The sequence below is a fragment of the Hymenobacter sp. 102 genome, from assembly GCF_049949205.1.
Classification (GTDB): domain Bacteria; phylum Bacteroidota; class Bacteroidia; order Cytophagales; family Hymenobacteraceae; genus Hymenobacter.
This window is the reverse complement of record NZ_CP188172.1, coordinates 2,092,014-2,113,064: the sequence shown is the minus strand read 5'-3', so window position 1 is coordinate 2,113,064 and position 21,051 is coordinate 2,092,014. Positions and strand designations below refer to the sequence as shown.

Below are 21,051 nucleotides of genomic sequence, written 5' to 3'. Positions count from 1 at the left end.
ATGATTTTTTACAAGACAGAGGAAGAAATAGAATTCATGCGGGCCAGCGCGAAAGTGCTGGCTCAGGCCCACGGAGAAGTAGCCAAATTAATCCGGGAAGGAATTACCACGCGTGAGCTTGATGCCCGCGCCGAAGAGTTTATCCGGGATAATAAAGGTGAGCCTTCCTTCAAAGGGTACAATGGATTTGAGTATAGCCTTTGTATTTCGCCCAATTCAGTTGTGGTGCATGGATTTCCCGGCGACTACACACTGAAAAGCGGAGACGTCGTCTCAATCGACTGTGGAGTTAAACTCAATGGATATCACGCCGACAGTGCATACACGTACCCAGTAGGGGAAGTGGCACCGGAGGTAACGAAGTTGCTGGAAGAAACCAAGAAGTCGCTGTACCTGGGCATCGAACAGGCGGTAGCGGGTAATCGGATGGGCGACGTCAGCTATGCCATTCAGAACCACGTTGAGAAACAGGGGTATGGCGTAGTACGCGAACTGGTCGGCCACGGCATTGGCAAAAAGCTGCACGAGCGGCCGGATGTTCCGAACTACGGTAAACGTGGCGCGGGTCTAAAGCTGCAGACAGGGCTGGTGCTGGCCATTGAACCCATGGTAAATCTCGGGACGAAAAGCGTCGTTCAGGAGAAGGATGGATGGACAATTCGTACGAAAGACCTGAAGCCCTCCGCGCACTTTGAGCACACCGTAGTTGTTCGTAAAGACAAGGCGGAAATACTTACCTCCTTCGAATACATAGAAAAAGCCTTACAGTAGCCTTATGGCCAAACAAACTTCCATTGAGCAGGACGGTGTCATCCTGGAAGCCTTATCCAACGCCATGTTCCGCGTGGAGCTGGAAAACGGTCACCAGTTGATTGCCCACATTTCGGGCAAGATGCGGATGCACTACATCAAGATCCTGCCGGGAGATAAGGTAAAACTCGAAATGTCGCCCTACGATTTGTCGAAGGGACGCATTGTGTACCGTTACAAATAACCCGACGACATGAAAGTCAAAACCTCCGTAAAGAAGCGTAGCGTTGATTGCAAAATCATCCGCCGCAAAGGCAAGCTCTACGTGATCAACAAAAAGAACCCGCGCTATAAGCAGCGCCAGGGCTAGTAGCACCAGACCTTTTTACAAAAGCACATGGCTCGTATTGCAGGGGTAGATATCCCAGACAACAAGCGCGGCGAAATCGCGCTGACCTACATTTTCGGCATTGGCCGTCCTTCTGCCCAGCAGATCCTCACCAAAGCAGGCGTTGACCTGAACAAGAAGGTGAAAGACTGGACTGAAGCCGAAGCCGGTGAAATCCGCGGCGTGATTGCCGCCGAGTATAAGACCGAAGGTGTGCTGCGCTCAGAAGTGCAGCTGAACATCAAGCGCCTGATGGACATCGGTTGCTACCGGGGTCTGCGTCACCGCAAAGGTCTGCCGGTTCGTGGTCAGCGTACCAAGAACAACTCCCGCACCCGTAAGGGCAAGCGGAAGACCGTTGCTGGCAAGAAAAAGGCTACTAAATAATCTGTAGCGGGAATCAGAATAAGATATGAATGATGAGTGATGAGTGGTGAGTTGAACGGTAAGAACCCCAACACATCATTTATCTCTCATCTCTCATAATTCTTTCTAACACCTTCCGCAGTTTTTTGCGATAACCAAATGGCACAAAAAAGAAAAGACAAAGCCAAGAAGCGCGTTGTCGTTGTAGAACCCGTAGGTCAGGTACACATCAAGGCCTCGTTCAACAACATCATCATCTCCATTACCAACAACAACGGCCAGGTAATTTCCTGGGCTTCGGCTGGTAAAATGGGCTTCCGCGGTTCGAAGAAGAACACGCCTTACGCCGCTCAAATGGCTATGACGGATTGCGGCAAAGTTGCTCACGACCTGGGTATGCGCAAAGCCGAAGTATTCGTGAAGGGTCCGGGTGCTGGTCGTGAATCGGCCATCCGTACGCTGGGTAACGTGGGTATTGAGGTAACGACCATTAAGGACGTGACGCCGCTGCCCCACAACGGCTGCCGTCCTCCCAAACGTCGTCGCGTTTGATTTATTGAACCTGTTCGCCTGGCGGACTTCCTGAGCCGGTTGCTGCAGCTGCTTCTCACCCTTGCGAAGCCTGTTTCCGTCCGGTTCGAACGGTTCAACCCCCTCAACACTCAACAACTCCGAAATGGCACGTTATACTGGTCCTAAAACCAAGATTGCCCGTCGCTTTAATGAGCCGATCTTCGGCCCAAGCAAGGCACTCACCAAAAAAGCATACCCTCCCGGCCAGCACGGCCGTGGCCGTCGTAAGAAGCAGAGCGAGTACGCTGTCCAGCTGATGGAAAAGCAGAAAGTGAAGTACATGTACGGCGTACTGGAAAAGCAGTTCGAGAACCTGTTCCACAAGGCTGCCACGATGCCCGGCATCACCGGCGACAACCTGCTGGGCCTGCTCGAGTCGCGCCTCGACAACACGGTGTACCGTTTGGGCATTGCTCCGACGCGTCGCGCCGCCCGTCAGCTCGTTCTGCACAAGCACATCACCGTAAACGGTGAGATTGTAAACATTGCTTCGTACAAACTGCGCGCTGGTGACGTTGTTGCCGTACGTGAAAAGTCGAAGTCGCTGGAAGCCATCACCACGAGCCTGAGCGCCCGCAACGCGCGTGCTTTCTCGTGGCTGGAGTGGGACGGCAAAGAAATGGTGGGCAAGTTTATCAGTGCCCCCTCGCGTGAGCTGATTCCGGAGAAAATCACGGAGCAGCTCATCGTCGAGCTGTACTCGAAGTAATTTTTTGGAACGGCCCGGCAGTCCGGGCCGTTTCTCTGCTTCGACTTTTTTCCTTGTTATATCTGGAAATGGGTAGCAGGCGGTAAGAAATCAGGCTACATTAGCCGCGTTCTTACGGTCTGCTACTCACTACTTCAAACGCCCCACTTATGTCAATCTTAGCTTTTCAAATGCCGGAGAAGGTGGTAATGGAGAAATCCGACGACTTCTACGGAACGTTTGAATTCAAGCCGCTGGAGAAAGGCTACGGCGTCACGATCGGCAACGCTCTGCGCCGCATCCTGCTGTCGTCGCTGGAGGGCTACGCCATCACGTCGGTTCGCACCAACAGCGTCCTGCACGAGTTCATGACTATTGAAGGTGTGATTGAGGACATGTCCGAAATCATCCTGAACCTGAAACAGGTTCGCTTCAAGAAAGTGAGCGACGCCATCGAGGATAAAATCACGGTGCGCGTGAAGGGCCAGGACACCTTCTCGGCTGGCGATATCAACAAATTCACGACCGGCTTCCAGGTGTTGAACCCGGAACTGGTCATCTGCAACGTGGATCCCAGCACTGAGCTGGAATTTGAATTCACGATTCAGAAAGGCCGTGGCTATGTTCCCGCCGAAGAGAACAAGCCTGCTGACCAAGTATTTGGTCAGATTGCCATTGATGCCATCTTCACGCCCATCAAAAACGTGAAGTACAGCATCGAAAACACCCGCGTGGAGCAGAAGACCGACTATGAGAAGCTCGTTATCGAGATTCACACCGACGGCTCTATTCATCCGGAGGACGCGCTGAAAGGTGCTGCCAACATCCTGATTCAACACTTCATGCTGTTCTCGGACAGCACCATGACCTTCGAAACGGTGAAAGCCGAAGAAGAAGAGACGGTGGACGAAGAGACGCTGCACATGCGCAAGGTGCTGAAAACGCCGCTGGCGGATATGGACCTGAGCGTGCGCGCCTACAACTGCCTGAAAGCCGCCGACATCAAAACCCTCGGCGACCTGGTGCAGCTGGATATGGCTGACATGATGAAGTTCCGCAACTTCGGTAAGAAGTCGCTGACGGAACTGGAAAACCTGGTGGAGGAAAAAGGTCTGACCTTCGGGATGGATCTGAGCCGCTACAAGCTCGACGAAGAATAGAAGCCCGGCTTCGCGAAAAGGTGCTGAAGGTGAACAATGTGCAGCTCGCACATTTTCCCTTTAGCACCTTTTTTTTGCCTCAGGTTTTCCTACCTTTGCACCCCATTCACACTTTCAACCCAGTGGGCCCCAAGGGGCAGCGGTTCTAATGTGAGAATAGCCAGCCAGTGGCTGCCTGTTTTCCGCCGTGGTCGTTGCTCGCAAGCTCACACTTTTTCATTTTTATGCGTCACGGTAAAAAAATCAACCACCTGGGTCGGACGACCTCGCACCGCAACGCCATGCTCTCGAACATGGCTTCGTCGCTGATCCTGCACAAGCGCATCACCACCACGGTGGCCAAGGCCAAGGCCCTGCGCAAGTTTGTAGAGCCCCTGCTCACCAAGTCGAAAAATGACACCACGCACTCGCGTCGTCTGGTGTTCTCGGAAATTGGTAACAAGGAAGTATTGAAAGAGCTGTTCGGTACGGTAGCCGCTAAAGTAGCTGGCCGTCCCGGTGGTTACACCCGCATCATCAAGCTGAGCCAGAACCGTCTGGGTGACAACGCTGAGCTGTGCATTATTGAGCTGGTGGACTTCAACGAGACCCTGCTGGAAGCCAAAAACGCTGGCGAAGCCAAAGCTACCACTACCCGTCGTTCGCGTCGTGGCGGCAGCAAGAAAGCTGCTGACGCTGAAACTTCGGCTGAAGTTGTAGCGGAAGCCAAGCCTGCTAAAAAGGCCAAGGCTGCCACCACGGAGGTTGCGGCCCCCGAGGACACGGCTACTGAAACGCTGAAAGACGGCGAGACCCGCGAGGAAAAAGCCGCTGAGTAGTAGCACCCAGCTTTCAGGCTGATTATATAAAAAGGCGCTCCTGGCAAGGGGCGCCTTTTTGCATGTTACCAGGTATAGCACCCGGAATAGGATGAAAGCAGCCGTTCGTCCATCACGAATTTATGCTGGTTCATGCTTTTTTTGGGGGAACTGACCAGCGGAGAGTTGGCAAATGGCGGCAAGGATGCTTGCTTTGAATATACCTGCCAGGCAAGCCAGCGGCTGTACCATAGTTCTCCACTTCTGGAATTTCCGTAGTATTCACAGTCAGGAAAGTAATCCGCGCATGCTACGCCTCCCCCGTCCTTCCCGCTCCGATTGGTTTGCTATTGCCACCTACTGGGTATTGGCAACGCCGTTTGTGCTGAGCAGCTACGTGCATGAGTTTGGGTGGATGCGGGGAGTGGGGGGGATGGCCTATACTATTATGCTGGACTCGGCGGCGGTGTATGTGCTGGTATTCCTGATTATGCCACGCGCCCTATCAGGCTACCAGAAGCGCCAGGCGTTGCTACTACTGGTGGCGTTTGTCATTGGTAGCATTCTGCTCTATGGCTACGGCTACTATTTCACCCTGGGACAGCGGCTACCGACGACGGTGAGCGGCTGGCTGATTGGTGTAACCATTCGGCATGCGATGAGCTATGCCTTGCTGGCCATCTTCATTACCATGAAGCGGTACTTTGAAATGCAAAAGCGGCTGCTGCTGGTGCAGAAGGCACAGGCGGAAAGTGAGCTGCGTAACTTGAAGGCCCAGATTGATCCGCACTTCTTATTTAATAACCTGAACGTTCTGCGCGGCCTGATTCAGCAGGACCCGCTGGAGGCCAATGAGTACCTGAATCGGTTTGCCGGATTATACCGGTTTCTGATTCGACACAAGGATGAGGATATCGTGAGTGTGGCCGAGGAACTCCGGTTTGCCCAGGAATATATCTATCTCCTGCGGCACCGCTTCGGCAGTGCCTATGCGTTTCGGGAGATGTTGGCACCCGCGGCCGATTGGGATACGCTGATGGTGGTGCCGGGCACGTTGCAGCTACTGATCGAAAATGCCATCAAACACAACGCCGGGAATGAAGAGTCCCCGCTGTGCATCACCATCGACGCAACCCCCGACAGCCTGAGCGTGCGTCACCCCCGTCGGCCGAAACTAACGCCGGTGGAATCTACGGGAACGGGGCTGGCGAACCTGCGGGAGCGGTACCGGCTGCTATTTGAGCGGGATATAGTGGTAGTGAATGCCGCCGAGCAGTTTGCGGTAACGGTGCCGGTGCTGCCCCAGGCGCGGGCGTGGTCGGCGGCGTAATGCACAGAACTTCATCAGCGGAAACTATATGCGTATTCTGATTCTGGAAGATGAAGAGCTAGCCGCCCGACAGGTGCAGCAGTTGCTGACGCACGCCGGGCTGGCAGGGGAGGAAACACCCGTGCTTCGCAGCGTGGAAAAGGCCTTGCTGTGGCTGCAGCAAAACCCCATGCCCGATTTGATCCTGTCGGATATTGAGTTGCTGGATGGCAACGTCTTTTCGCTGTATGAGCGGTTCCGGGTTACCTGCCCCATCATCTTCACCACCGCCTACGACCAGTTTCTGCTGGCCGCTTTCCGGGGCAATGGCATTGCTTACTTGCTCAAGCCCTTTGATTACGAGCAGTTCCGGACGGCGCTGGAAAAATATCACCTGCTGCGGGCCAACTTTATGCCGGAAAAGTTGGCGGAGCCGGTGCCGATGCTGAGCCCCGACGTAGTGCGGGAACTGAGCCAGGCCCTGCGCCACAACGCGCAGCCCCAGTACAGGCAGCGGTTTTCGGTGCGGATGCGCAACGGGCTGTACGTGCTGCAGGTAGAGGATGTGATGTACGTGCAGGCTGATGAGGGCGTGACGTTTGCCGTGGATGCCACCGGCACCCGGTTTCCACTCAATGGTAGCCTCACAGAGCTAGAGCGGCAACTGGACCCCGGCCGGTTTGGTCGCATGAACCGCTCGGAGCTGGTCAATATTGCGTTTATCGAGCGGGTAGAACCCTACTTCAATAACCGGCTGGTAGTAAAGCTGCGCCATACTGATTCCACGCTGATGACTAGCACGGCCCAGACCCCGGAGTTCCGGCGGTGGCTGGAAGGATAGAAGTTTTTGCCCTAGTTTCTTATGTCTCACAATCTGCCTGCCAACAGGTGGCTGGCTTCTTACTGCCCGCATTTTATGGAAAGAGTGGTTGTTGAACTCGACCTATACACGCACCCCAGCAAGGCTGCCCAACCCCACCTGTATGCCCGCGTCTGCGTGCACGAATCGGCCGGCGGGTTTACCCGTATGCGGCTGGAGAGCGAATACTGCCTGCACGAGGAGGTAGCCCTGCACTTGTTTTTGCTGGAGCAGCGCTACCGGGTGGAGCGTCTGACACTGGTAAAACCGGGGCAGCAGCCGTGGCTGGCCTACTACCCGGAGCTGCAGGCGGCTTACAACCGGCTTTCGGGATGGGACCAAATTCTGGGAATGAAAGGTCGGGGATAGTATTTACCTTGCGGCCTAATGGCGTGGGAGCCATTACGCAAAACCGCATTCTGTTTCATAAACCCATTTCCCCATGAGCATTATCACCGAAATCCACGCTCGTCAGATCTTCGATTCGCGCGGCAACCCGACGGTTGAGGTAGATGTAACGACTGAAAGTGGCACCGTGGGCCGCGCCGCCGTTCCTTCCGGAGCCAGCACGGGCAAGCACGAAGCCGTAGAACTGCGCGACGACGACAAGTCCAAGTACATGGGCAAAGGTGTGCTGAAGGCGGTGGAAAACGTGAACAGCAAGATTGCCGAAGAGCTGGTGGGCTTCTCGGTGTTTGAGCAGGGCCTGCTCGACAAAATTATGCTGGAGCTGGATGGTACGCCTAATAAGGCCAACCTGGGCGCCAACGCCATTCTGGGGGCTTCGCTGGCTATTGCCCGCGCCGCGGCCGCCGAGGCAGGTATGCCGCTGTACCGCTACGTGGGCGGCGTAAACGCCACCACGCTGCCCGTACCCATGATGAACATCCTGAACGGCGGCTCGCACGCCGATAACAGCATCGACTTCCAGGAGTTCATGATCATGCCGGTGGGTGCTCCCTCGTTCTCGGAGGCGCTGCGCTGGGGTACTGAAATCTTCCACCACCTGAAAAATGTGCTCAAGAAGCAGGGCATGAGCACCAACGTGGGCGATGAAGGTGGTTTTGCCCCCAACATCAAAAGCAACGAAGACGCCATTAAAGTGGTGCTGCAGGCCATTGAGTCGGCTGGCTACAAGCCCGGCGACGACGTGATGATTGCCATGGACGCCGCCGCGTCGGAGTTCTACGACGGCTCGCACTACCACTTCAAGAAGAGCACCGGCGACAAGCTGACTTCTTCGGAAATGGTAAGCTACTGGACCGACTGGACCAAGAAGTACCCCATCATCAGCATTGAAGATGGTATGGATGAGGACGACTGGACCGGCTGGAAAAACCTGACCGACAGCATCGGCTCAACCACCCAACTGGTGGGCGACGACCTGTTTGTGACCAACGTAAACCGCCTGCAGCGCGGCATTGATGAGCAGATTGCCAACGCCATCCTCATCAAAGTAAACCAGATTGGCACGCTGTCGGAAACCATTGATGCCATCAATCTGGGCCGCCGCAACGGCTACAAGAGCATCATGAGCCACCGCTCGGGCGAGACGGAGGACAACACCATTGCCGACCTGGCCGTGGCCCTGAACACCGGCCAGATCAAAACCGGCTCGGCTTCGCGCTCCGACCGGATGGCCAAGTACAACCAGCTGCTCCGCATTGAGGAGGAACTGGGCGAGGTAGCCTACTTCCCCGGCCGCAAAATGTAAATCACCGATTGGCGCAGTGATATTGCGCTGATTGTGCGGATTCGTGCTGAACGGCACCGTCGCCCCCTGGGGTGGCGGTGCCGTTTTTTTGTGAGCGGGCGTGCCAGGCAATATGCAGGTATGCCGGGAATAGCGGATATTTGCTGAGGCCGGTTGCAGTAGCCGCCCCACCAGAAAGCCAACCCGTTTATGCAAGCTTCGGACATCTTCGAGCGAGTACCTCGTTTTCTGCGCAGCTTTTACTTTCTGGCCGGGCTGGCATTCCTGACGTGGATGTTCCTGTTCGACGCCAATGACTTTGTGAAGCAGTACGACATGTACGCCAAGTACCAGGAGCTGAACACGGACAAGGAATATTACCTCCGTGAGATTGATAAGGTGAAGAAGGAGCGAGCCGAACTGCTGAGCAGCCCGGATCTGCTGGAAAAATTTGCCCGAGAGAAATACATTATGAAGCGCCCCGGTGAGGACGTATTTGTGCTGGTGCCGCAGGAGAAGGAGTAAGCTGGCGTGGTAGTTGCCCGCCCACCGGTTATGTTCAGGTCCGCCACTTCCCGCATCCTTTCATTGATGGTAGCCGGCTACCTGCTGACGGCGGCGGGCCCGCCTCAGCAGGTGGCTAATTCGCAGGTGCAGGTAGCGCGGCAGTTTCTGCTGGCGGTGCTGGCGGGCAACTGGGAGGCCGCGTACCAGCAGCTGAGCCCCGCCACCCGGCAACAGCTGCCACTGCCGGCGTTCCGGGCGGCCACTCAGCCCATCATCGACCAGGCCCGCACCTACGGCCCGGTTATCGACCTGTATAAGCTGGGCTACCGCCTGCGCGAGGACGACACAGTGCAGCCCTTTGTGGCCTTCCAGTACCGCGCCGACAGCCTGCGCCCCGGCCCCCACGTGCAGCTCGACGTGACGTTCCCGGACTCGGCGGCGCGGCAGATTCAGGCGTTTCGGGTGGTGCCGCTGCGGTAGGCTACCCCGGCAACGAAATCTTGCCCATGGTTATGGCGGGTACCCGCTGCCGGCCCGCACCCATGGTAATGGGCTGCCCGGCCACGGCCTCGTTGGCCAGCAGCGCAAACAGAATAGCCTCCTTGGCATCGGGCAGTACGCCCAGCGCCTCGGTGGTGGCCAGCGGGCACGCGGGCAGGTGCCGCCGCAATGCGGCCCGTAGCGCCGGGTTATGCGCCCCGCCGCCGCTGGCGTACACGCGCAGGGCGGGCCGGGCACCAAAGGCCTGCCGGGCGGCCCGGGCCACGCCCAGTGCGCTAAACTCGGTGAGGGTAGCCAGCACGTCTTCCAGCCTGAGCTCCAATGTGCCGCTGTGGGCCTGCGCCTGCTGCAGATAGGCGGGGCTGAACAACTCGGGGCCGGTGGTTTTGGGCAGGGGGGCGGCGAAGAACGGGTGCGCCAGCAGCTCCTGCAGTAACCCCTCGTGCATGTGGCCGGCCAGGGCCAGGCGGCCGTCCGCATCGTAGGAAAGCCCGGGGCGGTGCTGGCGCACGGTGGCATCGAGCAGGGTGTTGCCGGGGCCGGTATCGGTGCTGAAGGCGGTGCCGGCGGCCTGGCCGGCGCGGGGCAGGTAGGTGAAGTTGGCAATGCCGCCCAGGTTCAGCAGCAGCCGCTCCTCGTGGGGGCTGCTGAGCAGCAGAAAGTCGCCGTACGCGGCCAGGGGGGCTCCTTCGCCGCCGCCGGCAATGTGCTTCTGCCGGAAGTCGCTGAGGGTGATGATGCCGGTACCCACTGCCACGTGGTCCCCGTCGCCGAGCTGCAGGGTGGCGTTCAGGCCCGCAAACCCGGGTTGCTGGTGCTGATGGGCGGGGGCGTGGTACACCGTCTGACCGTGGCTGGCCAGCAGGTCAACTTCAGCAGGCGAAACCTGCCACTGCTGCAGGCACTGGTTTACCAGCGCGGCGTGCAGGCGGCCCAGCCAGGCGTTGAGCAGCGTCAGGTATTCCAGGCTCACCTGCTCGCGGGCAAACACCTCCCGGATGCGCTGGCGCACCGCTTCCGCGTACGGCACCGTGGCAAAGTGCTCCAGCTCCAGCCGCGTAGCGGGGCCGTGGCCGTGCAGGCGGCACAACGCCACATCCAGCCCATCGAGGGAAGTACCCGACATCAGCCCGATGATGCGGCGGCTGGGTTGTTGGGCAAGCTGGTAAAGGCGGGTGAGGTGCGGATTCATAAGAACTTTTTGTGCTGACTACTGCCGCCGGTGGAACCCGAGCTGGAGCAGAAACGGCATTTGTACTCTTTAGTGCCGCTCAGGAGGTCGGCCGGGGGCGTAAAGCTGCAGATAGAAAACGGAACCACTCAGGAAATAGTAGAACGTCAAGCTTCGGCTACGCCGCTGCAGGAGGTTCAGAACAGGCCGGTAACTTTCTCCACAGCATATACAAAAAGCCCCGCGGCCAGCTGTTGACCGCGGGGCTTGGTGCAGGCTGCCGGGCTGCCGGGTGGCAGCTTAGCCGATTTTTTTACCGGCCATGGCCTGGCTGATGCTGATATTCATCACGCGCTCGGCGAAGGGGCGGGTGAGTTCTTCCAGCTCATCCACGGCTTTCAGGATGGTATCTTTTTCCTGGGTGCTGAGGGCCGCCTTCAGCTTCTCCACGCCGGTCTGGGTTTGGGTGATTTCCTCGGGGGTGAGGTGCTGGCCGTTTTTGGCTACGAAGCGCTCCACCTGGTACAGCATCTGCTCGGCCACGGTGCGGGCTTCAATCACCATGCGGGCGGCCACGTCTTCGCGGGCGTGGGTGAGCGAGTCCATCAGCATCTGCTCCACCTGCTCATCGGTGAGGCCGTACTGGGGCTTGATTTCCACGCTCTGGCGGGTGTTGGAGCGCAGCTCAATGGCCTCCACTTTCAGAATGCCGTCGGCGTTGAGCAGGAAGTTCACATCGACCTTGGGCAAACCGGCGGGCATGGCCGGAATGCCGCGCAGGTCAAACTCGGCCAGCTTGCGGTTTTCCTTCACCAAATCCCGCTCGCCCTGGTACACCGATATTTTCAGGTTCACCTGCCCGTCTACCGAGGTGGTGTACTGGCGGCCGGCTTTGGTGGGGATTTTGGAGTTACGCGGAATAATCGGGTCCATCAGCCCGCCCATGGTTTCGATGCCCAGCGTGAGGGGCGTCACGTCCAGCAGCAGCACGTCGCGGCGGTTGCCGGCCAGGATGTCGGCCTGAATGGCGGCGCCCAGGGCCACTACCTCGTCGGGGTTGAGCGAGTTGTTGGCGGGTTGCCCGAAGAACTGGCTTACGCTGTCGTACACCAGCGGCACGCGGGTGGAGCCGCCCACCAGCAGCACGGCGTCGAGCTGCTGGGGCGTGAGCTTGGCGTCGGCCAGGGCCTGGCGGCAGGCGGCCAGGGTGCGGTCTACCAGGGGCTGCACCAGCTGGTTGAACTCGGTTTTGGTGAGGCGCACCACCACGTCGTCGCCCAGGTTGCCGGCAAAGTCGTCGTGCTGGCTGAGGTAGCGCTTGGCCGACTCGGCCAGCAGGCGCAGCTCCTGCTGCAGCGGGCCGTTGCCCTGCAGGCGCCCGGCGAGGCTGTGCTGGGCGGTCCAATGGTCGGAAATGGCCCGGTCCAGGTCGTCGCCGCCCAGGTAGGTGTCGCCGTTGGTGCTCAGCACCTCAAAAATACCCTGGTGCAGGTGCAGGATGCTGATATCGAAGGTACCGCCGCCCAAATCGTACACGGCCACGGTCTTCTCCTCGTCGGGCGAGAGGCCGATGCCGTAGGCCAGGGCCGCGGCGGTGGGCTCGTTCACAATGCGCAGCACCTCCAGCCCGGCCAGGCGGCCGGCGTCGCGGGTGGCCTGGCGCTGCGAGTCGTTGAAGTAGGCGGGCACCGTAATAACGGCCTTGTTCACGGGCGTTTTGAGGGCGTGCTCGGCCCGGGTGCGCAGCTCCTTCAGGATTTCGGCCGACAGCTCGATGGGGGAGTAGAACTTCTCGCCCACCCGGATTTTCACCAGCCCCTCGGAGTTGTCGTCAATCACCTTATAGCCCAGTTCCTGCGCGTGCTGGCCCAGGTCTTTGTAGCTCTTGCCCAGCAGGCGCTTCACCGAGTAAATAGTGTTCTGCGGGTCGGTCAGCAGATATTCCTTGGCCTCGGTGCCTACAATGGGAGCATCACCGGTGACCGGAAAATGCACCACGGAGGGCACGATGGTGCCCCGGCCCTGGTCGTTGATGGCCTGGGGCTGGCGGCCGTCGGGGTGAATGTAGGCCACCAGGGAGTTGGTAGTGCCCAGGTCAATGCCTACAATAATTTCTTCTTGCTGCAGGCTCCCGGTGGAGAGGTTGATTGCGACTTTGGCCATATAGTTAGGATGCGCTGTTGTGAAGCGCCGGAGAGAGGCAGAGGAATTGCGCCCTGGTTGCTAGAACTGCTTTGGGCGCGAAAAGGCACAAAAATACGTAACAAAAGTGCGCCGGCCGGTACCCCGTCAACTCCCTGCCATCGGGGTGGGCAAATCTACCTGCAGCAGAAGAAAAGTGCGCGCAGGGAGCCGGAACAAGATTAGTTCCAGTGCATTCAAAAATAGTTGTATAAGATTCAGGCTATTTAAATCCGGGGGGCGCTTGAAGGCCGTAGTGTAAATCAGTTATTCGCTCTATAAGCGGCTGGCCGGCAAACTGGCCGGGCAGTCCTCCTATTCAATCCGTCGGCAGGCTGGCGGAGTTGCACACACCGTTTTCTCATGTCTTTTCCGCTCACCGCGCCAGCCGTGAGGTATTGCCCCGTCTGATTTCAGGCGGGCGTTTTTCATCCATTTTCCCAACCCTATTCACGTTATGGCAAAAGTGCTTACACGTCCTATTCTGCACCTGTCACTGGCCGCCGCCGCGGCAGTGGGCCTCCTAGCCTGGAGCGGACAACATGCTCCCCTGGAAGCTTCCAGTCACCGCGAGGCTCCGTTGATTGCCGACGACCCGTTGGCTGACAACACCGACCTGTACGCTTTCCGCGACCCGAACAACGCGGAGATGATCAACATCATCGCCAACTACATTCCGCTGGAGCTGCCGCAGGGCGGGCCCAACTTCAATACGTTCGGCGAAAACGTGCGCTACGAGATTCACATCAAGAACTCGGGTGCCAACCCCAACCAGGACGATATTACGTACCGCTTCACTTTCAAGCGGACGAATGAAGATCCGACCACGTTCTTTAACGTGCGCCTGGGCAAGCAAAACCTGAAAGCCACTTATACGCTGGAAGTAAGCCGCAACGGGGGGGCCTTTACCACGCTCACCAGCACCGGCGTGGTGCCGCCACCCAACATTGGGCCCCGCTCTATTCAGGGCGCTGCCGGCCTGAATGCCTCCAGCTACGAAAGCCTGATGACTGGCGCCATTCAGACGGTGGGCACCAACGTGCGCGTATTCTGCGGACCGGTGGATGACCCGTTCTTCACCGATCTGGGCGGTATTTTTGATCTGGGGGGTATCCGGACGGCGGCAGCCCGCGACGGGCTGGCCCGCAAAAATACCCACACCATTGCCCTGCAGATTCCTATTTCGCAATTGCAGAAGGATGGTAAAACCGGCGCTCAGGCGGCCAACATCCTGGATTCGGACTACGTGATTGGGGTGTGGGCGTCGGCGAGTCGCCCGGCTCTGCGCACCCTCAACACCGACGGCACGCAAACCCATAGCGGCAACTGGGTGCAGGTGTCGCGCATTGGCATGCCGCTCACCAACGAGGTAATTCAGCCCATCGGGGCCAAGGATGCCTGGAATGCCGCGACGCCTTACACCGAAGCCGCCGCCACGGAAGACTATATGTCGAACCCGGAGCTGGGACTGTACGTGGCCGAGGGAACGGACTACTTTGGCGCGGCGGTACCCGGTTTGAGCCAGTTGCGCATTCAGCGCAGCTCACTGGGTACGTTTGACTTTGCCAACGGAAAAAACGGGGTGTCGGGCCTGCTGAACGCGCCGGCCGCTGATGTGGCCAATACGGCTTTTGCTAAAATTGCCAACGGTGGCTACGCCGAATACCTGCTGCGCCCCGGCAAGCCCCGCTCGGTAGATATTCTGCCGATTTTCCACACCGGCGTACCCAACGTGCGGCCTTACCAGCTGGCTACTGGTAAGCCCACCGGCCAGCCTCTGGCCGCCGGGAAGCCATTCATCAACAACTTCCTGCCCCTCATCGACAACCCGGCCGCGGCTGGTGGGGTAGGCGGCGACATGCTGCGCCTGAACATGGCCGTGCCCACTACCCCGCGCAACTCGGCCGATTTCAGCTCGGAAGGTCTGCTGGCGGCGGCCGTACTGGGCCTCACCGACGCCCGCTTCAATACCACTACCAATCTGGAAGCTATTCCGAACATGGATGGTTTCCCGAACGGTCGGCGGTTGGAAGATGACGTGACCCGCATTGAGTTGCAAGCCGTAGGTGGCGTAGTGCTGGCCGCCATTGGCCTGCCCTACGAAACTACCACCGGCCTGAGCAACGTGCTGGCTTTCCGCACCGGCATCGAGGCGAATGATACCACGTTCCGTAGCTCGTTCCCTTACGCCCAAACACCCTGGAGCGGTACTAAAGCCCAGCGCACCATCACGGCGCAGCGCGGTGCTTCGGGCCTGGGCCTGCAGCCCACCATTGTGGCTATGGCGCAGAACTATCCGAACCCCTTTGCGGAGTCCACGAGCCTGCACTACGAAGTGGCCGAGAAAACGCCGCTGACCATGTTTGTGAGTGACCTGACCGGCCGCCGCGTGGCTACGCTCATGAACGGCAAACTGCATAAGCCCGGTGCCTACGATATGACGTGGAAAGCTACCCCCGATCTGGCGGCTGGTACCTACGTGCTGACCATTGCGGCCGGCAATACCGTGCTGCAATCGGTGAAGCTGGTGCACACCCGCTAAACCTGTGCTTAACTGACCGGCCTGTTTACCCATGGTGGGCCGGCCGGTTTGGTACGGGTGGATAGCCGGGCCCTGGGTGAGTTCGGCTATCTTTTTCACTGCTTACAAGGGACCCAGCCAGTCGGTTGGGTCCCTTCTGGGCTGACATCTGCTTCTTCTATTCCAACCAATCAGAACCAAACAGGCGCGTGCGGAAATACTTCTACCCAATTCTACTGGTGCTGTTTCTGGGGTTTGTGGCCGTCATTTTCCTGACCCAGAAACCCGACCCTGTACCCACGCTCAAGGAACGCCACGGCGACCTGGCGGCGGGCGGGGAGTGGCTGAACACCAAAGCCGCCATCAACGGTCTGCTGGCCCGCTTGCGGGCTAAGCCCAACGATAACCAGGCCCGGGTGCTGCTGGCCGAGGCCTATATGCAGGAGGCCCGCGTTACGGGCGACCATCCGTACTACGATACGGCCGCCATGCAGCTGCTGGATCAGGCCCTGCGTCAGGAGCCGGAAAACTTCGAGGCCCTGTGCTGTAAAGCGTCACTGTGCCTCACCCAGCACCATTTTTCGGAGGGGCTGGCCGTGGCCGAAAAAGCCGTGGCCGTGAATTCCCGCAATGCCTTTGTGTATGGGCTGCTGTGCGATGCCAACGTGGAGCTGGGCCGCTACCCCGAGGCCGTGCGCATGGCCGACAAGATGAACCAGGTGCGCCCCGATTTGCGCTCCTACACCCGCGTATCGTACCTGCGCGAAATTCACGGCGACCTGCCGGGGGCCATTGAGGCTATGCAGATGGCCGTGCAGGCCGGCTACGCGGGTCTGGAGCAAACGGAGTGGGCCCGCGTGATGCTGGGCCACCTCTACGAAACCAGCGGCAACTTAGGGCAGGCCGAGCAGCAGTATCAACTGGCCCTGACTGCCCGCCCGCACTACGCCTACGCCCTGGCCGGACTGGGCCGGGTGGCGCAGGCCCGTCAGAACTACGCGGCGGCTATCAAGTACCTGCAGGAAGCCCGTCTGACGGTGAAGGATTACGCCTTCGCCGATGAACTGGCCGACCTGTACCAGCAAAACCAACAGCCCGCCGAAGCCCGCCAAATGGCCCGGGAGGCCATTACCATGCTGGCTGCCGCCGCCAATGAGGCCGACGAAAACGAAGCTATGGGGCACTACGCCGACCGGGAGCTGGCCTACGCCTACCTGAAGACCGGTGAGCTGGACAAAGCTCTCGAACACGCACAAATTGAGTATGAACGCCGCCCCGACAACATTGACGCCTGCGAAACCATGGCTTGGGTGTACTATAAGCGGGGCGAATACGCCACGGCGGAAAAATTTATGAAAACGGCCCGCCGCACTAACTCGCAAAATCCCATGCTGCTGTGCCGGGCCGGGCTGATTGCCACCAAAAACGGCCGGCCTGCCGAAGGGCAGGCGCTTATCAAGCAAGCCCTGGCCATTAATCCCTACCTCTCGTTGGATCTGGCTGAGGAGGGCCGCAAACTGCTGGCCGTGCGGTAGTTTTCCCGGCTGAGTTAACCGGTTCCTACAAACTGCAAGAGCGGATAGGAGCGGTGAAGCCGCCAGATTTCAGTTGCTTTGTCTGATGCCCGCTGTTCGCTATTTACAATATGTGCTGCCTGCTGCCCTGCTGCTGTTGCCGGGCCTGGCTTCCGCGCACGTGCTGGATGCCGACCTGAGCAAACTCTCCCGCACCGACGTTTTCCTGACCTACCTTAAACTCGGCTTCACCCACATTCTGCCCCTGGGCTTCGACCACGTGCTGTTTGTGCTGAGTCTGTACTTGCTGGAGCCTCGCCTGAAACCGGTGCTGTGGCAGGCCACGGCCTTCACAGTGGCGCACTCCATCACGCTGGGCCTGGCCATGTACGGAGTGGTGTCGCCGCCGCCCACGCTGGTGGAGCCGCTGATTGCGCTATCTATCCTATTCGTGGCCATTGAAAACATTGTGGTGGAGCGGCTGAATCCGTGGCGGGTGGTAGTGGTATTCGGGTTTGGGCTGCTTCACGGGCTGGGCTTTGCCGGGGCACTGACTAGCCTGGGACTACCGCGGGCCATGTTTGTGGAGTCGTTGGTGGCGTTCAACGTGGGCGTAGAGCTGGGCCAGGTAGCCGTGATTCTGCTGGCCTGGGTGCTAGTGGGCCGCTGGGCCGCCGATAAGCCCTGGTACAAGCGCCGCGTATTGGTGCCCACCTCCGTGGCCATCGGCCTGCTGGCCGCCTACTGGACAATTGAGCGACTAAGTTAGTGGGCAGTTGGTAGAGCGGTTTTGCCAATGGCCGGCCAATTGAACGGCTCGTCCGAACCGCTTTATGCAACGTCAGCAACGAGGAAACGCGAAGTGTCGCGTCTCTACAAGCTGGTCCGGCCGTGCCCGAATCCGTTGTAGAGCTACCCGATAGGTATCAGAAACGGAGTATCGAAGAACTGTCACCAACCACGTCACCAACCAATCCAATGCTCCGCCACTGCCTTACTCTGCTGCTGTTGCTGCCCTACCTGCTGGGGCTGAGCGCGGGCTTGGTGGGCCGGCCGGAGCCGGTGGGCCCCACTGCCGCCCACCCGTACGTACACAGCGCCGAGTGCCAGCGGCAGAACTACCTGCGCCTCGACTGCTTTGATACCTGCAACGGCGACCAGTGCGCCGTGCAGGCCCAGTGCAAAACCGATACTGCCGCGCAGCTGCTGGCCTCCTTCCAGAGCATTGACCTGCATTGCCTGCCCGAATTGCCGGGCGTGCAACCCATGCGGGTGCGGTGGCTGCTGGCCCGGTATCAACCCCTGCCGCCGCGGCAGCCCCTGGCCGGGCTGGCTGCGGCCATCTACCAGCCCCCCCGGCAAGCATAAGCAGAACGGTGAGCCTGCCCGCAGGCTCACGCAGTCGGCGTGCCCTGAGCCAGCCGACATCTTCTCCTTATTCTTTCTACCCGACGCCTTCGTTCTTCCTGCCGCTGCGGCCGGAGGCGTCGCATCGTGGCTGTATGCGTTCTACTGTTCACTGGATTTTTGCCGCCGGCCTGGGGCTGGCGGCTTGGGGGGGCGCCACTACGGCTCAGGCCCAGCAAACCACGCTGCGCGGCACCGTGGCCGATTCGGCCACCGGCCGGCCCCTGAGTGGGGTGCACGTGCGGGTGCTGAATCACGCCGGCGGCACCACCGCCGATGAACTGGGCTACTTTCAGCTGGGTACTTTGCCGGCCGGTACCTACACGGTGCGGGCCGGCGGGCTGGGTTATGCCACGCGCAACCAAACGGTAACGCTCCTGGCCGGCCAGCCCGCCACTGTGGCGTTGCGCCTGCCCACGGCTCCCCTCGCGCTGGCCGAGGTAACGGTGGCCCAGCCCCGCGACCCAAACCAGACGCTGGCCGTCATTTCGCATATTGATAAGCTGCTGCGGCCCGTCAACTCGGCCCAGGACCTGCTGCCGCTGGTGCCGGGTCTGGTCATTGCTCAGCACGCGGGTGGGGGCAAGGCCGAACAGATTTTCATCCGGGGCTTCGATGTGGACCACGGCACCGATTTTAACGTGAGCATCGACGGGCTGCCGGTGAACATGGTCAGCCACGCCCACGGCCAGGGCTACGCCGATTTCCACTTCGTAATCCCCGAGACGGTGGACCAGCTGCGGGTGTATAAAGGCCCCTACACGGCCCGGTTCGGGGATTTCGCTACGGCTGGGGCGGGTGAATTTACTACCAAAACCCGCCTGGAGCAGAGCCAGGTAAAAGTGGAGCTGGGGCAGTTTGCTACCCGCCGGGCCGTGGCTTTGGTGAATTTACTGCCCGTGAATGGCCACCTGCTGGGCACCGGCCCCGAAAACGCCTACGTAGCCGCCGAGTACAGCTTCACCAACGCCTACTTCGACGCCAAGCAGCATTTCCGGCGGTTCAACGGGCTGGCTAAATACACCGGCCAGCTATCCGACCGCACTTCCCTCATGCTGCTGGCTTCCCGGTTTAATTCCCGCTGGGATGCCTCGGGGCAGGTGCCGGAGCGGGCCATCCGGGAGGGGCTGATTTCGCGCTTCGGCAGCATTGACCCCACCGAGGGCGGCTCCACGGGCCGCACCAACGCCACGGCGGTGCTTACCACCGACCTGCCCCACGCGGCCGTGCTGCGCCAGCAGGTGTACTACTCCCGCTACGACTTCAACCTGTTCTCCAACTTCACCTTCTTCCTGCGCAACCCGGTTGATGGGGACCAGATCCGGCAGACCGATGGCCGCCATGTCTACGGCTACACCGGCACCTACGAGCGGAGCTTTCAACTGGGCAGCCGCACGCTACGTACCACCGCCGGCCTGGGCACCCGCCTCGACGACATTGATGTGGCCCTGCGCAACTCCGTGCGGCGCACCGTAACCGATACCATTGTAACGGGCCGCGTGTACGAGCAGAACCTGAACGGCTACCTCGATGCCACGCTCAGCCTCACCGACCGCCTGACCCTGAACGCCGCCCTACGCGCCGATTATTTCCGCTTCCGGTTCCGGGAAGACCGGGTCGATTCGCTGTCGGGCCGGGCGGGTAAGACCCGGGTGAGCCCCAAGCTGAATCTGTACTATGATGTGACGCCGGCCGTGCAGCTGTTCGTGCGCTCGGGCTTCGGGTTTCACTCCAACGATGCCCGCGCCGTGGTTACCAACCCCGGGGCCAACGTGCTGCCCCGGGCCATTGGCTACGAGGTGGGAAGCACCTTCAAGCCGGTGCCTGCGCTGGTAGTCAATACCGCGCTGTGGGCCCTGCACCTGCAGGATGAGCTGGTGTACGTGGGCGACGAAGGCGTGGTGGAAAGCGCCGGCCGCACCCGCCGCTTCGGCCTCGATGTGGCGGCCCGCTACCAGCTCACCCGCAGCCTGTTTGCCGATGTGGACCTGAATTTCAACCACGGCCGACTGGTGGGGGAGCCCCGCACGGCCAACCGCATTCCGCTGGCTCCCACCTTTACCAGCGTGGGCGGCCTCACGCTGCGTCGGCCCGGCGGCTTCAGCGCCAGCCTGCGCTACCGCCACATCGATTCCCGCCCCGCCAACGAGGACAACTCAGTGCGGGCCCGGGGCTATTTTCTGCTCGATGCCGTGGTGAGCTATACCCGCCGACGCTTCCAGGTGGGCGCTACCGTGGAGAACCTGCTGAACGTAGCGTGGAATCAGGCCCAGTTTGATACCACCACCCGCCTGCGCAACGAGGCCGTGCCGGTGCAGGAACTGCACTTCACGCCCGGTACGCCCTTCTACGCCAAGCTCAACGCCAGCGTCCTGTTTTAGCCACGTCGGTCCGCGCCGTTGGCGGCCAATGCGCAACGCCGGCCAGATGGGCCATCTTCTCATTTTCTACTGCTGTTCATCATGTCTTTTCTGGTTCTACCCTCGCGTACTACCGTTGCCTCACAACTGCCCGCTGCCATCCGAACCCGCAGTGTTTCCGCTGAACCTGGGCTGCCTTTACCGCCACCCGTTTGGCAGCGCAGTTCGGGGCTGCCCGTGGCGGCCCGCTGCCGCAGCGGCGCCCGCACCAAACCGTACCAATCGGGTAAACGCTGGTAAACTCAG

At 59.8% G+C, this 21,051-nt stretch carries 21 protein-coding genes; 19 read left to right on the top strand and 2 right to left on the bottom strand.

Translation table 11 applies throughout. The features are described from left to right. From map to ACN19L_RS09015, 14 genes are all read left to right on the top strand, one after another. Nucleotides 1–771: a type I methionyl aminopeptidase gene (gene map, locus ACN19L_RS09080; RefSeq protein ID WP_426493188.1), complete on the top strand. Its 771-nt coding sequence runs from the start codon at nucleotides 1–3 to the stop codon at nucleotides 769–771. 4 nt (nucleotides 772–775) lie between these two features. Continuing rightward, complete coding sequence (infA, locus tag ACN19L_RS09075) at nucleotides 776–994, top strand: translation initiation factor IF-1 (protein WP_022822146.1); 219 nt, start codon at nucleotides 776–778, stop codon at nucleotides 992–994. A gap of 9 nt (nucleotides 995–1,003) precedes the next feature. Beyond that, nucleotides 1,004–1,120, top strand: a complete 117-nt coding sequence (gene rpmJ, locus ACN19L_RS09070) for a 50S ribosomal protein L36 (RefSeq protein WP_044003233.1) — start codon at nucleotides 1,004–1,006, stop codon at nucleotides 1,118–1,120. A 27-nt stretch (nucleotides 1,121–1,147) separates the two neighbouring features. Next, nucleotides 1,148–1,525 carry a 30S ribosomal protein S13 gene (gene rpsM / locus ACN19L_RS09065; protein ID WP_045688471.1) on the top strand — a complete coding sequence of 126 codons (378 nt, stop codon included), beginning with the start codon at nucleotides 1,148–1,150 and terminating at the stop codon, nucleotides 1,523–1,525. A 138-nt stretch (nucleotides 1,526–1,663) separates the two neighbouring features. Continuing rightward, entirely contained in the window at nucleotides 1,664–2,056 is a 393-nt protein-coding gene (gene rpsK, locus ACN19L_RS09060) for a 30S ribosomal protein S11 (RefSeq protein ID WP_044003231.1), read from the top strand. Nucleotides 2,057–2,180: 124 nt separating this feature from the next. After that, on the top strand, nucleotides 2,181–2,786 hold the full coding sequence (gene rpsD / locus ACN19L_RS09055; RefSeq protein ID WP_125417677.1) for a 30S ribosomal protein S4: 606 nt from the start codon (nucleotides 2,181–2,183) through the stop codon (nucleotides 2,784–2,786). Nucleotides 2,787–2,935: 149 nt separating this feature from the next. Next, the gene (locus ACN19L_RS09050) at nucleotides 2,936–3,925 is read left to right on the top strand and encodes a DNA-directed RNA polymerase subunit alpha (RefSeq protein WP_125427659.1); all 990 of its coding nucleotides are present in this window, start codon (nucleotides 2,936–2,938) and stop codon (nucleotides 3,923–3,925) included. 224 nt (nucleotides 3,926–4,149) lie between these two features. Then, the gene (gene rplQ / locus ACN19L_RS09045) at nucleotides 4,150–4,743 is read left to right on the top strand and encodes a 50S ribosomal protein L17 (protein WP_426493187.1); all 594 of its coding nucleotides are present in this window, start codon (nucleotides 4,150–4,152) and stop codon (nucleotides 4,741–4,743) included. Nucleotides 4,744–5,029: 286 nt separating this feature from the next. Then, nucleotides 5,030–6,052, top strand: coding sequence for a sensor histidine kinase (locus ACN19L_RS09040; protein ID WP_426493186.1), 1,023 nt, complete (start codon nucleotides 5,030–5,032; stop codon nucleotides 6,050–6,052). Nucleotides 6,053–6,080: 28 nt separating this feature from the next. Further along, entirely contained in the window at nucleotides 6,081–6,872 is a 792-nt protein-coding gene (locus ACN19L_RS09035; protein ID WP_426493185.1) for a LytR/AlgR family response regulator transcription factor, read from the top strand. Nucleotides 6,873–6,947: 75 nt separating this feature from the next. Then, on the top strand, nucleotides 6,948–7,259 hold the full coding sequence (locus ACN19L_RS09030; RefSeq protein WP_426493184.1) for a hypothetical protein: 312 nt from the start codon (nucleotides 6,948–6,950) through the stop codon (nucleotides 7,257–7,259). Nucleotides 7,260–7,332: 73 nt separating this feature from the next. After that, on the top strand, nucleotides 7,333–8,604 hold the full coding sequence (eno, locus tag ACN19L_RS09025; protein ID WP_426493183.1) for a phosphopyruvate hydratase: 1,272 nt from the start codon (nucleotides 7,333–7,335) through the stop codon (nucleotides 8,602–8,604). 189 nt (nucleotides 8,605–8,793) lie between these two features. After that, nucleotides 8,794–9,108, top strand: a complete 315-nt coding sequence (locus ACN19L_RS09020) for an FtsB family cell division protein (protein WP_426493182.1) — start codon at nucleotides 8,794–8,796, stop codon at nucleotides 9,106–9,108. 30 nt (nucleotides 9,109–9,138) lie between these two features. Then, complete coding sequence (locus tag ACN19L_RS09015; RefSeq protein WP_426493181.1) at nucleotides 9,139–9,570, top strand: hypothetical protein; 432 nt, start codon at nucleotides 9,139–9,141, stop codon at nucleotides 9,568–9,570. A 1-nt stretch (nucleotide 9,571) separates the two neighbouring features. Here ACN19L_RS09015 and ACN19L_RS09010 read toward each other — a convergent pair whose 3' ends face one another. Together ACN19L_RS09010 and hscA are read right to left on the bottom strand one after the other, a co-directional pair. After that, the gene (locus ACN19L_RS09010; RefSeq protein WP_426493180.1) at nucleotides 9,572–10,783 is read right to left on the bottom strand and encodes an anhydro-N-acetylmuramic acid kinase; all 1,212 of its coding nucleotides are present in this window, start codon (nucleotides 10,781–10,783) and stop codon (nucleotides 9,572–9,574) included. A gap of 279 nt (nucleotides 10,784–11,062) precedes the next feature. Then, on the bottom strand, nucleotides 11,063–12,925 hold the full coding sequence (gene hscA / locus ACN19L_RS09005; RefSeq protein ID WP_426493179.1) for a Fe-S protein assembly chaperone HscA: 1,863 nt from the start codon (nucleotides 12,923–12,925) through the stop codon (nucleotides 11,063–11,065). 475 nt (nucleotides 12,926–13,400) lie between these two features. On the opposite strand from hscA, the gene ACN19L_RS09000 reads away from it, so the two are divergent. The 5 genes from ACN19L_RS09000 to ACN19L_RS08980 all read left to right on the top strand — a co-directional run bounded on the left by ACN19L_RS09000 (nucleotide 13,401) and on the right by ACN19L_RS08980 (nucleotide 20,766). After that, nucleotides 13,401–15,485: a DUF4331 family protein gene (locus tag ACN19L_RS09000; protein ID WP_426493178.1), complete on the top strand. Its 2,085-nt coding sequence runs from the start codon at nucleotides 13,401–13,403 to the stop codon at nucleotides 15,483–15,485. Between the two features lie 188 nt (nucleotides 15,486–15,673). Next, nucleotides 15,674–16,999 (top strand): tetratricopeptide repeat protein, encoded by a 1,326-nt coding sequence (locus tag ACN19L_RS08995; RefSeq protein WP_426493177.1) that lies wholly within the window; start codon nucleotides 15,674–15,676, stop codon nucleotides 16,997–16,999. Nucleotides 17,000–17,084: 85 nt separating this feature from the next. Continuing rightward, nucleotides 17,085–17,747 carry a HupE/UreJ family protein gene (locus ACN19L_RS08990; protein WP_426493176.1) on the top strand — a complete coding sequence of 221 codons (663 nt, stop codon included), beginning with the start codon at nucleotides 17,085–17,087 and terminating at the stop codon, nucleotides 17,745–17,747. A 209-nt stretch (nucleotides 17,748–17,956) separates the two neighbouring features. Continuing rightward, a complete protein-coding gene (locus ACN19L_RS08985) occupies nucleotides 17,957–18,346 on the top strand; it encodes a hypothetical protein (RefSeq protein WP_426493175.1) in 390 nt (129 codons plus the stop codon). Between the two features lie 134 nt (nucleotides 18,347–18,480). Further along, complete coding sequence (locus tag ACN19L_RS08980; protein ID WP_426493174.1) at nucleotides 18,481–20,766, top strand: TonB-dependent receptor; 2,286 nt, start codon at nucleotides 18,481–18,483, stop codon at nucleotides 20,764–20,766. The last annotated feature ends 285 nt before the right edge of the window (nucleotides 20,767–21,051 follow it).